The organism is Flagellimonas oceani (genome assembly GCF_011068285.1).
GTDB classification, from domain to species: domain Bacteria; phylum Bacteroidota; class Bacteroidia; order Flavobacteriales; family Flavobacteriaceae; genus Flagellimonas; species Flagellimonas oceani.
Genome location: NZ_CP049616.1, coordinates 1,902,821 through 1,917,182 on the forward strand (window position 1 = coordinate 1,902,821; position 14,362 = coordinate 1,917,182).

Annotated in this window: 12 protein-coding genes; 8 read left to right on the forward strand and 4 right to left on the reverse strand. The window is 42.8% G+C overall.

Annotated elements, in window-relative coordinates:
• Window positions 1-3: 3 nt before the first annotated feature.
• Window positions 4-732 (forward strand): SAM-dependent methyltransferase, encoded by a 729-nt coding sequence (locus GVT53_RS08835; protein ID WP_166248314.1) that lies wholly within the window; start codon window positions 4-6, stop codon window positions 730-732.
• A 49-nt stretch (window positions 733-781) separates the two neighbouring features.
• Here the strand turns inward: GVT53_RS08835 and GVT53_RS08840 are convergent, their stop codons facing one another.
• The 4 genes from GVT53_RS08840 to dapF all read right to left on the reverse strand — a co-directional run bounded on the left by GVT53_RS08840 (window position 782) and on the right by dapF (window position 3,923).
• Window positions 782-1,426, reverse strand: coding sequence for a hypothetical protein (locus tag GVT53_RS08840; RefSeq protein ID WP_166248315.1), 645 nt, complete (start codon window positions 1,424-1,426; stop codon window positions 782-784).
• A gap of 160 nt (window positions 1,427-1,586) precedes the next feature.
• Window positions 1,587-2,630, reverse strand: coding sequence for an endolytic transglycosylase MltG (mltG, locus tag GVT53_RS08845; RefSeq protein WP_166248316.1), 1,044 nt, complete (start codon window positions 2,628-2,630; stop codon window positions 1,587-1,589).
• Window positions 2,620-3,153 (reverse strand): GNAT family N-acetyltransferase, encoded by a 534-nt coding sequence (locus tag GVT53_RS08850; RefSeq protein WP_166248317.1) that lies wholly within the window; start codon window positions 3,151-3,153, stop codon window positions 2,620-2,622. Before GVT53_RS08850 ends, mltG begins: the two co-directional genes overlap by 11 nt.
• Entirely contained in the window at window positions 3,141-3,923 is a 783-nt protein-coding gene (gene dapF / locus GVT53_RS08855; RefSeq protein WP_166248318.1) for a diaminopimelate epimerase, read from the reverse strand. Before dapF ends, GVT53_RS08850 begins: the two co-directional genes overlap by 13 nt.
• 134 nt (window positions 3,924-4,057) lie before the next feature.
• Here dapF and GVT53_RS08860 point away from each other — a divergent pair, with 134 nt between their 5' ends.
• From GVT53_RS08860 to GVT53_RS08890, 7 genes are all read left to right on the forward strand, one after another.
• Window positions 4,058-5,458, forward strand: coding sequence for a S1C family serine protease (locus tag GVT53_RS08860; RefSeq protein ID WP_166248319.1), 1,401 nt, complete (start codon window positions 4,058-4,060; stop codon window positions 5,456-5,458).
• A gap of 129 nt (window positions 5,459-5,587) precedes the next feature.
• Window positions 5,588-7,036: a glyceraldehyde-3-phosphate dehydrogenase gene (locus tag GVT53_RS08865; protein WP_166248320.1), complete on the forward strand. Its 1,449-nt coding sequence runs from the start codon at window positions 5,588-5,590 to the stop codon at window positions 7,034-7,036.
• A 107-nt stretch (window positions 7,037-7,143) separates the two neighbouring features.
• Window positions 7,144-7,749, forward strand: a complete 606-nt coding sequence (locus GVT53_RS08870) for a tRNA (guanine-N1)-methyltransferase (protein ID WP_166248321.1) — start codon at window positions 7,144-7,146, stop codon at window positions 7,747-7,749.
• A gap of 98 nt (window positions 7,750-7,847) precedes the next feature.
• Entirely contained in the window at window positions 7,848-8,525 is a 678-nt protein-coding gene (trmD, locus tag GVT53_RS08875) for a tRNA (guanosine(37)-N1)-methyltransferase TrmD (protein ID WP_166250447.1), read from the forward strand.
• A gap of 120 nt (window positions 8,526-8,645) precedes the next feature.
• On the forward strand, window positions 8,646-8,996 hold the full coding sequence (rplS, locus tag GVT53_RS08880) for a 50S ribosomal protein L19 (RefSeq protein ID WP_014031354.1): 351 nt from the start codon (window positions 8,646-8,648) through the stop codon (window positions 8,994-8,996).
• A gap of 621 nt (window positions 8,997-9,617) precedes the next feature.
• On the forward strand, window positions 9,618-11,837 hold the full coding sequence (locus GVT53_RS08885; RefSeq protein ID WP_166248322.1) for an NADP-dependent isocitrate dehydrogenase: 2,220 nt from the start codon (window positions 9,618-9,620) through the stop codon (window positions 11,835-11,837).
• Between the two features lie 146 nt (window positions 11,838-11,983).
• Window positions 11,984-14,359 carry a TonB-dependent receptor gene (locus tag GVT53_RS08890; protein WP_166248323.1) on the forward strand — a complete coding sequence of 792 codons (2,376 nt, stop codon included), beginning with the start codon at window positions 11,984-11,986 and terminating at the stop codon, window positions 14,357-14,359.
• Window positions 14,360-14,362 lie beyond the last annotated feature (3 nt).

The following is a 14,362-nucleotide window of genomic DNA, read 5'->3' on the forward strand; positions in this document are numbered from 1 at the left end:
CCCATGGAAGAGGTAAAACCTGGTTTGGTAGTGGGCAAAGTCTATTTGATTCCCACAGCGTTGGGAGACAATGCCCCCTTGGAAGTTCTGCCCATTTCGGTAAAAGGGACGATTGAGCGTATTGACCACTATATCGTGGAAAACGAAAAAACGGCCAGACGTTTTATAAAACGGGTGAGCCCCAGCAAATCGCAACCGGAACTCCATTTACAATCGTTGAACAAATACACCAAACCGGAAGAAATCCCCGGTTTTTTGGATCCCTGTATTCATGGACATGATATTGGCATTTTGTCCGAAGCAGGTTGTCCGGGCATTGCCGACCCAGGGGCCGATGTAGTTCGTGTGGCCCATGAAAAAAGAATACAAGTGGTACCGTTGGTGGGCCCCTCCTCTATTTTGATGGCCATGATGAGCAGTGGCATGAACGGTCAGAACTTTGCTTTCAATGGTTATTTGCCCATCGATAATGCAGAGCGCAAAAAAATGGTGAAGAGCTTGGAAAGATTATCCAAGGACAAAGGACAGTCACAGATTTTTATGGAAACCCCTTACCGCAACAATAAGTTGGTAAAGGAACTTGTAAAAACATTACAGAAATCAACCCGCCTGTGCATTGCATGCGATATTACGTTGCCCACAGAGTTTATCTCCACTAAAAGCGCCCATGAATGGAGCGAAATAGAGATAGACCTGGACAAAAGACCAACAATATATATTATTCAAGCATAAAAAAAGCCCCGAAATTCGGGGCTTTTTTATTTTAGTTCATCTGTACCAATTAGACTTTTGCATTTTTTTGCTGTTTGATATTCGAAATATCGTAACCTGCAAATTTTTTCATGTAATACGAGATGCTACTTCCGTAAGCATCGGTTACATCTGTTTGTCCGTATGATCGTAGATACTTTTTGACATTGCCTGCTCCGGCCAAATGTGCCGCAGCCAAAATACCAGACTCGGTTACTTTGATGCCTCCGATAGTTTTTCCGTTGAAACGTTTAATGTCCCTTCTCAAAATCCACTTGTTACGGGCAATATTGGCCACAAAAGCCTTTTCCTGAAGTTTTGGATTGTCCAAAAATTCATCCATATCGTAAACTCCCATCAAATTTAATGTGCTGCTACCAAACTGGTATTTGCCCAAATAACCCAATGTATTTACTCTTTGATATTTGCCCTGGGATTCCTTGAAAGCAAGTGCTTCCTTAAAGCCATTGTAGGCTTTTCCCAGAAAAGGAGGGGTTACCTCGTCCTCGTCAAGAAGTTCAACGGAAACCTGCGGTGCAAAAGTTTCCAAATTGGCCGTTACCTTCAATGAATCGGGAATTTCAACAGTCTCCTTTTTCATTACGGTATAGGAACCAAAACTTGTCAAAACTACGATCATGGCAAGATGTAGTACAAAACCTATCCATCTTTTCATAATGTTCATATTTGTGATCTCGATACTATATACGTATCAAAAATCAATTTGGCCGGCAAATATAGATGGAGATAAGTTAAAGGGCACCCTAAAGCTCATAAAGATTTCTTAAATCAGCCTTAAAATACGTTAAATGGATGAAAATCAACGACAAAGAACCTTATCTCAGAACTTTTTGTTGATTTAACCATCGGGTGTACTGCACCTTATTTCGGTTGTGTTGCGCCAAAGTTTTGGCAAACATGTGGTAGCCAAAGTTGGAAACATCGGCCACAAAATAAAGATAATCGTGTTTTTCGGGGTTCAAAACCGCATCGATTGAAGTAATGTCCGGCATGGTTATCGGCCCCGGGGGAACGCCCGCATATTTATAGGTATTATAGGGTGAGTCCATTTCCAAATCACGAAAAAGCACCCGTTTTATGATGGTATCGTAATTGCCGGTTTCCTTTTTAATGGCATAAATCACGGTCGGGTCCGCTTGCAGCAACATTCCCCTTCTAATCCTGTTCAGGTATACTCCGGCAACACGGGGGCGCTCATCCACTTTTGCAGTTTCTTTCTGGACTATCGCCGCCAAGGCCGTAACCTCATTGGGAGTCAATCCAAGGTTTTTTGCCTTTTGCAAACGGTCACTGTTCCAGAAACGCTCATATTCGGTGCGCATTCTGTCCCTAAAACTTTTGGCGTCGGTATTCCAGAAAAATTCGTAGGTATTTGGAATGTACATCGCCAATTTGGTGTCTTCGTCAAACTTGGTTTCTTCCAAAAAACTTGCATCATTAAAGGTTTGAAGCAATTCCAAACTATCGGCCTCAATCTGTTCAGAAACTCTTCCGGCCAACAATGCCAGCGATTCTTGATTATTGAAGGATACTTGCACAGGGATATTGGCGCTGCGCAGGGTGTTTATGATTTCGTTGTTGTTCATACCCTTCTTCAAAGCATATTTTCCTGCTTTGACATTGGTGGTGTATCCTTTGCGCTTGGCCACGGACTCAAAAGTGGACAAATCCTGCAACAAAGGTTCCAGCGAATTTTTAACATCGACGAAGGAGGCACCCGTTTCAATGTAAACAAACGCTTCGTCGTTATTGAACTGGGTATTGGGGCTAAAAATGGCACTATAAATTTGGTAGGCCACAAAACCGCAAATCAACAACCCGAGAATGGCCGTTGCCCAAAGTACTTTTTTAAGATTCATCCGATTTTATCTTTTGATACATTATTTCGTTCTTGAACCCTTGGTTCGTCCTTATCCATTCTTTTTTGATGCCGATTTTTTCAAAACCCATTTTTTGAAAGAGATGGATGCTGGCCTCGTTATCCTCCAAGATATTGGCGTATAATTGATGCAAATCCAAAGTGGAGAAAGCATAATCGCACAAAAGTGACAATGCCTCGGCCCCTGCGCCTTTGTTTCTGTCCCCAGGTTCCACAATAATGATTCCAATACCGGCCCTTTGGTGTTTCGGGTCAAAATCGAACAAATCAATCAAGCCAATGCAGTCATCTTGATGATTACTGATGCACAAACGCAATTGTTTTACATCATAAATATCCCTGTGGGCATTGTCCAGATACAATTGAAGCACCTTTTTGGAGTAGGGTTTTAGCGTACCGCTCAGTTCCCACACCGATGTATCGTTTTCCAATTTGTACAGAAAATCGAGGTCGGTGGGCTCCAAGGCCCGCAAATAGACGTGTTTTCCTTTTAGATTGAGCATTCGACGGTTCCTTTAAATACTTGAATGGCAGGTCCTTTTAAAAAGATATTGCTGTATTTACCCTCCTTTTTCTCAAAAGAAATGGTCAAATCCCCTCCAATAGTATGGATATGAACTTCGTTGGCGGCGGTTTTACCGGATTCGTACATGGCCAAGGCCACGGCCGTCACCCCTGTGCCACAGGAAAAGGTCTCCCCCTCCACTCCCCTTTCGTAGGTACGTACATCAAAAGCATTGTCTTGGGTCTGCTCCACAAAATTGATGTTGCTCCCGGAGGCACCGTAAATTCCATAGCGGAGTTTTTTGCCTTCTTTCTGCACATCAAATTTATTCAGTTCGTTCACTAGTTGCACATGATGCGGGGAGCCGGTATCCAAAAAACTATGGTTTTGCTTCTCGTGGATCTTGTCCACGTCTATCATCCTCAGATTCACCATATGTCCATCTACCGTTGCATGGTGCAAACCATCAACCGCATTAAAGGTGGTCTCCCTTTCTATCACCCCCAAATAATGGGCAAAGGCCACCAAACAGCGACCTCCGTTACCGCACATGCTGCTCTCTGCACCATCTGCATTGTAGTAAACCATCTTAAAATCAGACACTTTGTCATTTTCGAGCAGTATCAAACCATCCGCTCCAATGCCAAATCTTCGGTCGCAGAGCTGTGCCACAAGTTTGGTATTGTTTTTGGGAAATATATCCTGACGATTGTCAATAATTACAAAATCGTTTCCCGTTCCTTGGTATTTAAAAAACTGTAGTTCCATGATTATCTACAAAGGAACAAATATATGGGGTTTTTTAAGGTTTTTTTTGGAGTTAAAACAGCGTTAAACCGACTTAGCCAAAAATTGAAAACTTTTAATTTTGATAAAGCTTAATGTTAAATTGTTAATGAATTATGAAGAAAATAGCTAGTTTATTCCTTGTATCTGTATTTGCGGGAGCAATTACACTGGGAGCTTACAAATTATTTTTTGAGAAAGAAAGCTATAAATGGGTCACTACGCAAGAGGAAACACCTTTTGTAACCACGAGTAATCTGGAAACTTCCGCCAGTGGGGCAGGTATCAACGAGGTTGATTTTACCTCTGCGGCCGAAAAAACGGTGAATTCCGTGGTACACGTAAAAAATATGACCATGAGCAGTAGGGGGCCGTCCAGTATTGCCGAGTTCTTTTATGGGTATGAACGTAAATCGACCCCACAGGTAGGAACCGGTTCCGGGGTGATCATTTCTCCAGATGGTTACATAGTGACCAACAATCACGTAATCGCCAACTCTAGCCAACTGGAAGTGGTATTGAACAACAACAAATCATACGAGGCCGAAGTAATCGGAACCGACGCCGACTCGGACATCGCCCTTTTAAAGATAGATGCCGAGGATGCTCTTCCCTATTTGGCTTTCGGGGATTCCGACAATGCGAAAATTGGCGAGTGGGTACTTGCCGTTGGCAACCCCTTCAACCTTACCTCTACCGTAACTGCTGGAATAGTGAGTGCCAAAGCACGGTCACTTTCCCCAACCGGCGCACAATCCTTTATACAGACCGATGCCGCGGTCAACCCGGGAAACAGTGGTGGCGCTTTGGTGAACACCAATGGTGATCTTATAGGCATAAACACCGCCATCACCTCGCAAACAGGCTCCTACGTAGGCTATGCCTTTGCGGTTCCCAGTAATATTGCCAAAAAGGTCGTGGAGGATATTATGGAGTTCGGTAATGTCCAAAAAGGTCTGTTGGGTATTTCCGCTGCAAATACCAGGTCTCCACAAGCTATTGAAATGGGGCTCGATGAGCTTGAAGGTGTTTATGTGGCAGGCGTGGAAGAAGAGTCCGGCGCCGATGAGGCCGGTATAATGCAAGGTGACGTCATTAAAAAAGTGGATAACGTCAATATTGGCAAGTTCTCTGAACTTACAGGGTATTTAAATTCCAAAAGGCCCGGCGATGTGGTACAAGTAACATTGGACCGAGATGGCGAAAATCTGGTAAAAAATGTAACCTTGAAAAAGCAGAACAGCATTATTCTACCAGCTACTTCTTTTAAAGTCAAAAACTTGACCAAAGAGGACAAAAAGAAGTTTGGCGTATCCAAAGGCGTTAAGATTATTGATGTTCCCCAAGGTTACTCTAGATATGGTTTGACCAACAAGGTCATCGTTGAATTGGATGGTGAACCCATCAATAATATTGATGATGCCAAGCAACGCTTTGGCCAATTGTCCCGATATGGACGAACCAGTTTCACCATGATCAATGAAGATGGTGAAAAAGAACATATGATACTTCAGTAAAAAGTGCTGAAAAAACACTTAAAGGCGTCCGTAAAAAGGCGCCTTTTTTATATTCGTTTTGTTTTACGAAAACGTTTGAAATATATAATTTAGCCACGAAATTAATCATCACAACCGCAACCATCATCCATGAACAACAATTTATCTTACGAAAAAGAACTTGCCTTTCAGGCAGATAGACGCAAAGCCACTACCGAATTCATAAAAATCATAAGCGACCTTTGGTACGACAAGGCCATCGAAGTGGTTCTCTTCAAAAATCAAATCATCGACAAGAACGTGAGCGACATCATCAACCTGCACGAATACGCAGGTGAATTCGTTCAAAAACCCATGTCCATTTTTGATTCCGTGGAAATCCTACGGGCCATCAACGATCTTAACCTCCCTCCTGCCAAACTCGATATCGGCAAATTGACCTACGAGTATAATTCCAGCCAGAACGCCCATTTAAATGTAAAGGCCTTTGTTATCGATAAACTAAAGGGAGCCCAAACCTCCAAAGCCATAAATCCAAAAGATGTGGTGCTGTATGGTTTTGGCCGAATTGGCCGTTTGGTAGCGCGCGAACTTATGGCCAAAACGGGCCGAGGGAGTCAGTTACGATTGCGTGCCATTGTAGTCCGCGGCGAAATGAACAAGGAAGTTTTGGAAAAAAGGGCCGCACTCCTTAAGACCGATTCGGTTCACGGACCTTTTACCGGAACTGTTGATGTTGATATGGAAAAGCAAGCACTCATCATTAATGGTACAACCGTAAAAATCATCAATGCCAATCAACCCGAAGATATCGATTATACCCAATACGGCATCCAAAACGCCTTGATTATCGATAACACCGGAGCGTTTAGGGACAACAAGGAACTGTCCCGTCATTTAAAATCAAAAGGGGCCAGCAAGGTGTTGTTGACCGCCCCCGGAAAAGAGGTGCCCAATATCGTCCACGGTGTAAACCACAAGGATTTTGATCCGGACAAGACCAAAATATATTCGGCGGCTTCATGCACTACCAACGCCATAACCCCTATCCTAAAGGTCATCGAGGATTCCCTGGGCATTAAAAAAGGGCATTTGGAGACCATCCACGCCTATACCAATGACCAGAATTTGGTGGACAATATGCACAATAAGTACCGTCGTGGCCGTGCGGCAGCGCTCAACATGGTGATTACGGAAACAGGTGCAGGGTCGGCAGTTGCCAAAGCATTGCCATCGCTAAAGGGAAAACTGACCTCGAACGCCATAAGGGTTCCCGTACCCAATGGGTCACTTGCCATCTTAAACTTAGAGGTCAAGAACAAAACATCAAAAGAGGGCATTGATACCATTATAAAAAAATATGCATTGGAAGGTGACTTGGTGGAGCAAATCAAGTATGCGCTGAGCAACGAACTGGTCTCCTCGGACATTGTAGGTACCTCAGCGCCATCAATTTATGACAGCAAGGCCACTATTGTAGCTCCCGGCGGAAAAAATGTCGTATTGTATATTTGGTACGATAACGAGTATGGTTATTCGCATCAAGTTGTACGATTGGCAAAATATATCGCAAAAGTTAGGCGTTATACGTATTATTAATGGGGCACGAATTGTTCTTTGAACTGATTTTCTTTTTTTAAATTAGGTATATTGATGTAATTTCGCCCCACCCTTAATCTATATTTAATACGAGAACATTATTGAACATGAAGCATTTACGCATTTTATTTGCCTTAGCCTTACTCATCCCTGCCCTGTCCTTACACGCACAGGAAGAAGAATCAACAGAAGAAACTGACAACAGCCTTAGGGGCCAGTTTGAGGAATTGGAACGTAAGTCGGGCAATTATAGGGCCAATGGTATCCAATACGAGGTGGTGAAGATTACCGACCTATATAAAACAAAAGAAAACGTATTTGATTCCATCGAGACCGCCAATAAGACCATCAAGGACTTATCCGCGACCATTACGGCGAACGATGCAGAGATAGAGGACCTGAACGGCAAACTGCAGGAAACCACCAATAAATTGAACAGTGTAACCGAGGAAAAAGACAGTATTTCGTTCTTTGGTATGCTAATCAGCAAGGGAACCTACAATTTTATATTGTGGTCCATTATTTTTGGGCTCTTGTTGCTCCTATTATTCTTTATATACAGATTTAGAAACAGCAACTTTTTAACGCAGGAGGCCAAATCGGCCCTTGCCGAGCTGGAAGAAGAATATCAAAATCATAGAAGAAGAGCTCTGGAGCGCGAGCAGAAAATAAGCAGACAGCTTCAGGACGAACTCAACAAGCAGAAAAAATAAGAATCAAGGCTTCCTTTTCGGAAGCCTTTCTTTTTATAGGGTAGTTATTGCCGGCATTCATTACTTTTGCGGCAAATCAATACACAGCAACAATGTCCATGCGGATTGACATCATTACCGTACTCCCCGAGCTTTTAAAAAGTCCTTTTGAAGCGTCCATCCTAAAACGGGCCATAGAAAAGGATCTGGTAGAGGTGCACCTTCATAATTTAAGGGACTACACCACCGGAAACTATAAACAAGTGGACGATTATCAGTTTGGCGGCGGTGCCGGCATGGTGATGATGATAGAACCCATCGACAAATGTATTTCCCAACTCAAATCGGAAAGGGAGTATGACGAGGTCATTTATATGACCCCGGACGGAAAAACCTTGAATCAGGGGATGGCCAATGAGATTTCAATGAAAAAGAACATCATTGTGCTCTGCGGCCACTACAAAGGTGTGGACCAACGGGTGAGGGACATGTTCGTGACACGTGAAATTTCCATTGGTGATTACGTGCTTTCCGGAGGCGAATTGGCAGCAGCCATTTTGTGCGATGCGGTAATTCGATTGTTGCCCGGCGTACTGAATGATGAAACCTCTGCCCTAACGGATACGTTCCAAGATAATTTGTTGGCGCCACCTGTGTACACCCGGCCCGCTGAATACAAAGGAATGGAAGTGCCCAAAATTTTGTTGAGCGGCAACTTTCCCAAAATTGAAAAATGGCGGGAACAACAAGCTCTGGAACGCACACAGGAAAGAAGGCCCGATCTTTTGGAAAAATAACTCAAAAAGGCAAAAAACAACTTGCTATTTCTAAATATTAGATTACTTTTGCAATCTCAAAATTAACCTCTGACGAAATCCGTGTAAGTTGGTTTTGCAAAAACATTTAAAACACATACAATGGAATCCTTAATAAAATTTGTTGAAGACGAATTTGTTCCAAAAAAAGAATTTCCAAAATTTTCAGCTGGTGATACCATCACTGTTTATTACGAAATCAAGGAAGGTGAAAAAACACGTACCCAGTTCTTTAAAGGTGTTGTGATACAGCGCAGAGGAAGCGGTGCAACAGAAACTTTTACCATTCGCAAAATGTCCGGTACGGTAGGCGTGGAAAGAATTTTCCCGGTAAACATGCCAGCTTTGCAAAGAGTTGAAGTAAACAAAAAAGGTAAAGTACGTAGATCAAGAATCTTCTACTTTAGAGGTCTTACCGGTAAAAAGGCCCGTATTAAAGAAGTTAAGGGATAATCCTTATTCCAACAACATTAAAAAGCACCCTTTTCAGGGTGCTTTTTTTATGAACAATTGTTAATAACCATGGTTCATATCGTGTTGATTTTTAATGCCTTGCAAAATTGCAAAATTTGATTTTACAACCTACTTTAGACAAAGATATGATTGCGATACCATCACAATGATATCGATTTAAAGTTGACGTTCTTTAAAACTGTAGATTCCCTTTTAATTGGTAACACTACTGATCACAAAAGGAATTTCGAACCGGTGAATGCTTTGGCGAGACCCGATGAGAAATAATAGATTTTATGTGCGGATGGAAGAGCAATTTTCCATTTTGATAAAATTTAGGAATATAGCAGTATACTTTGCAAAATGTAGATTAATTGAAAAATTAAGAACATGGCAAAGCAAACGTCGAAAGGGCAAAAGATGTAATCAAATCGGTTACAGTTTTGGTACCACCAAACAAATCTTGAGTCCATTCTGAAAGCCATCTCCTTGGTAAAAACAAGGAAATGGCTTTTGTTTTTTAACAAATTATCACCAAATACCCACACTTTTAGTCACTTCCATTCGTACTTCACCGTCCATATATTGTATATTTGCAACCGCTCAAACAAATACATATAAATGGCTAAACTTTATTATACCAAAACAGACGAGGCACCCGCCTTAGCAACATTATCCTTCTTACCCATAGTAAAATCTTTCACCGAAACCGCCGATATCGAAGTAGAGACCAAAGACATCTCTTTGGCCGGTAGAATCGCTGCCGTGTTTCCGGAATTGTTGACCAAGGACCAGCAAATACCCGACGATTTGTCCATTTTAGGGGAACTTGCAAAAACCCCCGAGGCTAACATTATAAAACTTCCAAACATCAGTGCTTCAATTCCACAATTGAAAGAAGCCATTGAGGAACTACAAAAAAAAGGGTACAAGCTACCGAATTATCCCGATGAGCCAAAAACGGACGAGGAAAAAGCCATTAAGGCCAAATACGATAAAGTAAAAGGCAGTGCCGTTAACCCAGTGCTCCGCGAAGGAAACTCGGACAGACGCGCACCAAAAGCCGTAAAAAATTACGCCAAGGCACATCCGCACACCATGGGCGAATGGTCTTCGGATTCCAAGACCCATGTAGCCACCATGTCGCATGGAGACTTTAAATCCAACGAAAAATCCTTGACCCTATCCAATGCGGATGAAGTTCGTATTGAATTAGTGGGGTCGGACGGCAGCACAACCGTACTCAAGGACAAACTTGCGCTTATAAAAGGTGAAGTTATCGATGCCACAGTGATGAGCAAAAAAGCATTGGTGGAATTCTTGACCAAGGAAATCAAAGATGCAAGAGAAAAAGGTATTTTGCTTTCATTGCACTTTAAAGCCACTATGATGAAGGTTTCCGACCCCATCATTTTTGGACATGCATTGGAAGTATATTTCGCCGAACTGTTCAAAAACTATGGCGATACTTTCGAAAAACTGGGAATCAACCCGAACGACGGACTGGAAACCCTTTTCGATAAAATAGGGAAATTGCCAGAAGACCAGCACAAGGAAATTGAAAACGCCATAAAAGCAAGCATTGAAAACGGACCTGATTTGGCCATGGTAAATTCCGATAAGGGCATTACCAACCTTCATGTGCCAAGTGATGTGATCATCGATGCCTCCATGCCCGCTATGATCCGAAATTCTGGTAAAATGTGGGACAAGAACGGTGAGCTTCAAGATACAAAAGCTATCATTCCAGACAGTAGTTACTCTGGCGTGTACCAAGCCACTATCGATTTTTGCAAGGAACATGGAGCTTTCGACCCCACAACCATGGGAACGGTTCCCAACGTAGGTTTGATGGCGCAGAAAGCAGAGGAATATGGTTCCCATGACAAGACCTTCGAAATCGAGCAAGCAGGCACCGTAAAAGTTGTCAACAAAGCTGGTGAAACATTGATCGAGCACGCTGTGGAAGAAGGCGACATCTGGAGAATGTGCCAAGTAAAGGATGCCCCGGTCCAGGACTGGGTAAAATTGGCCGTTTCCAGGGCAAGGGCAACAGGTACCCCGGCCGTTTTCTGGTTGGATGAAAACAGGGCCCATGATGCCGAATTGATCAAAAAAGTAAACGTTTACCTAAAAGACCACGATACCTCAGGGCTGGACATTAGAATCCTTTCCCCCATCGAAGCGACCAAGTTCACCTTGAAGCGAATGAAAGAAGGAAAAGACACCATCTCCGTATCAGGAAATGTGTTGAGGGACTACTTGACCGACCTCTTCCCTATTTTGGAAGTTGGAACCAGTGCAAAGATGTTGTCCATTGTGCCCTTAATGAACGGTGGAGGATTGTTTGAGACAGGTGCCGGAGGTTCTGCTCCCAAACACGTGGAGCAATTTTTGGAAGAAGGTCACTTGCGATGGGATTCCCTCGGTGAATTCTTGGCATTGGCCGTTTCCTTGGAATTCTTTGGGGAAAAGAACAACAATAAAAAGGCCCAGGTACTTGCCGATGCCTTGGACAAAGCAACCGAAGAATTCTTGAACCAAGATAGGTCACCATCCAGAAAGGTGAATGAAATAGATACCCGTGGAAGCCACTTCTACCTTGCCCTATATTGGGCGGAGCAATTGGCCAAACAGGACAAGGACGGGGAACTTAAAAACACATTCAGCAAAGTGTACGATGCCATGTCCTCCAACGAGGATAAAATTGCACAAGAGTTGATAGATGCACAAGGTTCGCCCGTGGATATTGGAGGATATTACCTGCCAAATCCAGAAATGGCATCCAAAGCCATGCGGCCCAGCGAAACCTTAAACAACATTTTGAATTCCATTGGATAATCAAAATAAACATAAATGACAATAAAAAGGCAGCCCTACAATCGGCTGCCTTTTATTTTATCCTATAATAATGTTAAAATAATCTTAGGTGGCTACATTCGTTTTTTCGGTGCCAGATAAATGGTTACTTTTAAAAAAACAATCGAATGCCCAGACATTATCTTGCATTTTTGCTAGCCCTGTTTGGGCATTTTTTTGTAATCCAAGCCCAAGAAAAATATACCCTGAGCGGTACTGTTTTTGAAGCATCCAGCAACGAATCCCTGATTGGGGTAACGGTTGCCGTATCGGAATTAAAAACGGGAACCACGACCAACGAGTACGGTTTTTACTCCATCACACTTCCCGAGGGCGAATATCAAATCATAGTGAGCTATTTGGGTTTTCAAGAAGTGGTAAGGACCATCACCTTGGACCAAAATATAAAGCTAGATTTTAATCTGACCGAAAAGACCGAGGAACTTCAGGAAGTCGTGGTCACCGACAACGTGGAAAAACTCGACATTCGGAAACCCCAGATGAGCGTTACCTCTTTGTCGTCCAATACAATCAAGGAAATCCCGGTAGTTTTAGGTGAGTCCGATGTGATAAAATCGCTTTTGCTTTTACCAGGTGTCACCAGTGCCGGCGAAGCTTCTTCCGGTTTTAATGTTCGCGGCGGTGCTGCCGACCAAAACCTTATCCTTTTGGATGAGGCAACGGTGTTCAATTCCTCCCACCTGTTCGGCTTCTTTTCGGTATTCAATCCGGACGCGATAAAGGATGTAAAACTCTTTAAGGGTGGAATCCCTGCACGATATGGAGGAAGGGTATCCTCTGTGCTGGATATCTTTCAAAAGGAGGGGAACAGCAAAGAATTCAAAGTAAACGGCGGCATAGGTGCCGTAGCAAGTAGATTATTGATTGAAGGCCCCATACAAAAAGACAAAACTTCGTTTTTAGCTGGTGGAAGGGCATCGTATGCACATTTGTTCCTCCCATTATTTGATATTGAGAACAAGGCCTATTTCTATGACCTCAATACCAAGATAACCCATAGAATCAACGAGAACAATAGCATTTTTCTCTCCGGATATTTTGGGAGGGACCTTTTTAATGTAAGTGACCGTTTTGTGAACGAATATGGAAATGCCGTTGGCAATTTGCGATGGAACCACTTGTTCTCCGATAAACTCTTTTCCAATCTATCGCTTATTTATTCCGATTATTATTATGGCCTTGAGCTTGATTTTGTGGGATTTGAGTGGAATTCTGGCATCCAAAACTTTAACTTGAAGTACGACCTAAAGCACTACCTAAGCAATAAACTCCAGTTGAATTACGGGATAAACGGCATCTACTATATTTTCAATCCAGGGAAAATAGTGCCCAACAGCCCGGATTCCGGAATCGTGGAAGACCAGCTTACAAAAAAATACGCCAACGAAAACGCCGCTTATATTGATGTGGAACATGAAATCACGGATAACCTAAGCGTGGAATATGGTCTAAGGGCAAGTCAATTTAGCAGGTTCGGACAGGATGAGTTTTTTGTGTATGCGGATGATAATCCCGTGGAATTTGATGCTTTTACCCAGACGTATGGAGAAGCAAACCCGATAGATACCATAAATCCGGGCAGGAGCGAAACACTCAAAAGCTTTTTTAATCTGGAACCAAGGATTTCAATGTCCTACACCTTTAAGGAAAATAATTCCATCAAGGCCAGTTATACCCGATTGGCACAGTACCTCCATCTTATTTCAAATACAAACTCCCCTACACCGTTGGATGTATGGACACCCAGTGGCCCGTTTGTGGAACCACAGCTGTTGGACCAATATGCCATCGGATATTTTAGAAATATCAAAGAAGGTGCCTACAGCTTGGAAGCTGAAACATTTTACAAGACCATACAAAATAGGATAGATTATATAGACGGTGCCAACCTAATTGCCAATGATGCCATAGAACAGGTTATCTTGAATGGTGAGGCCAGAGCGTATGGACTGGAGCTTTTGCTCCGAAAAAATGAAGGTCGATTTACAGGCTGGCTGGCCTACACCCTATCGAAATCTGAACAAAGGACCCCGGGCAGGTCCGACTTGGAAACCGGAATCAACATGGGACAATGGTACAACACGCCATACGACAAAACCCACGATCTTTCTGTATATGGTAGTTTTGAGCTGAATGAAAAATGGAGTTTCAATGCGAATTTTATCTATCAAACAGGGCAACCCACCAATTACCCCATCGGTCAATTTGAGTTTGAAGATATTACCGTGCCCTATTATGGCTTAAGGAACAAAGAGCGACTTCCCGATTACCACAGACTGGATATTTCCGCTGTTTTAACACCAAAACGTAACAAACAAAGGAGGGTTCAATCCGAATGGGTGTTCAGTATTTACAATGCCTACAGTCGTAAAAATGCGGCATCCATTAATTTTAGGGAGAACGAGGATACGGGCAGAAACGAAGCCGTTCGCACCTCCATTTTTGGGATTATCCCTTCCGTGACCTATAATTTTAAATTTTAACGG

Bases quoted from the DNA above. Each gene is read 5' to 3' on its own strand.
- trmD (WP_166250447.1), top strand. From the start codon at position 7,848: ATGCGGATTGACATCATTACCGTACTCCCCGAGCTTTTAAAAAGTCCT.
- mltG (WP_166248316.1), bottom strand. From the start codon at position 2,630: ATGAATCTTAAAAAAGTACTTTGGGCAACGGCCATTCTCGGGTTGTTG.
- GVT53_RS08850 (WP_166248317.1), bottom strand. From the start codon at position 3,153: ATGCTCAATCTAAAAGGAAAACACGTCTATTTGCGGGCCTTGGAGCCC.
- GVT53_RS08870 (WP_166248321.1), top strand. From the start codon at position 7,144: ATGAAGCATTTACGCATTTTATTTGCCTTAGCCTTACTCATCCCTGCC.
- GVT53_RS08860 (WP_166248319.1), top strand. From the start codon at position 4,058: ATGAAGAAAATAGCTAGTTTATTCCTTGTATCTGTATTTGCGGGAGCA.
- GVT53_RS08885 (WP_166248322.1), top strand. From the start codon at position 9,618: ATGGCTAAACTTTATTATACCAAAACAGACGAGGCACCCGCCTTAGCA.
- rplS (WP_014031354.1), top strand. From the start codon at position 8,646: ATGGAATCCTTAATAAAATTTGTTGAAGACGAATTTGTTCCAAAAAAA.
- GVT53_RS08835 (WP_166248314.1), top strand. From the start codon at position 4: ATGGAAGAGGTAAAACCTGGTTTGGTAGTGGGCAAAGTCTATTTGATT.
- dapF (WP_166248318.1), bottom strand. From the start codon at position 3,923: ATGGAACTACAGTTTTTTAAATACCAAGGAACGGGAAACGATTTTGTA.
- GVT53_RS08840 (WP_166248315.1), bottom strand. From the start codon at position 1,426: ATGAAAAGATGGATAGGTTTTGTACTACATCTTGCCATGATCGTAGTT.
- GVT53_RS08890 (WP_166248323.1), top strand. From the start codon at position 11,984: ATGCCCAGACATTATCTTGCATTTTTGCTAGCCCTGTTTGGGCATTTT.
- GVT53_RS08865 (WP_166248320.1), top strand. From the start codon at position 5,588: ATGAACAACAATTTATCTTACGAAAAAGAACTTGCCTTTCAGGCAGAT.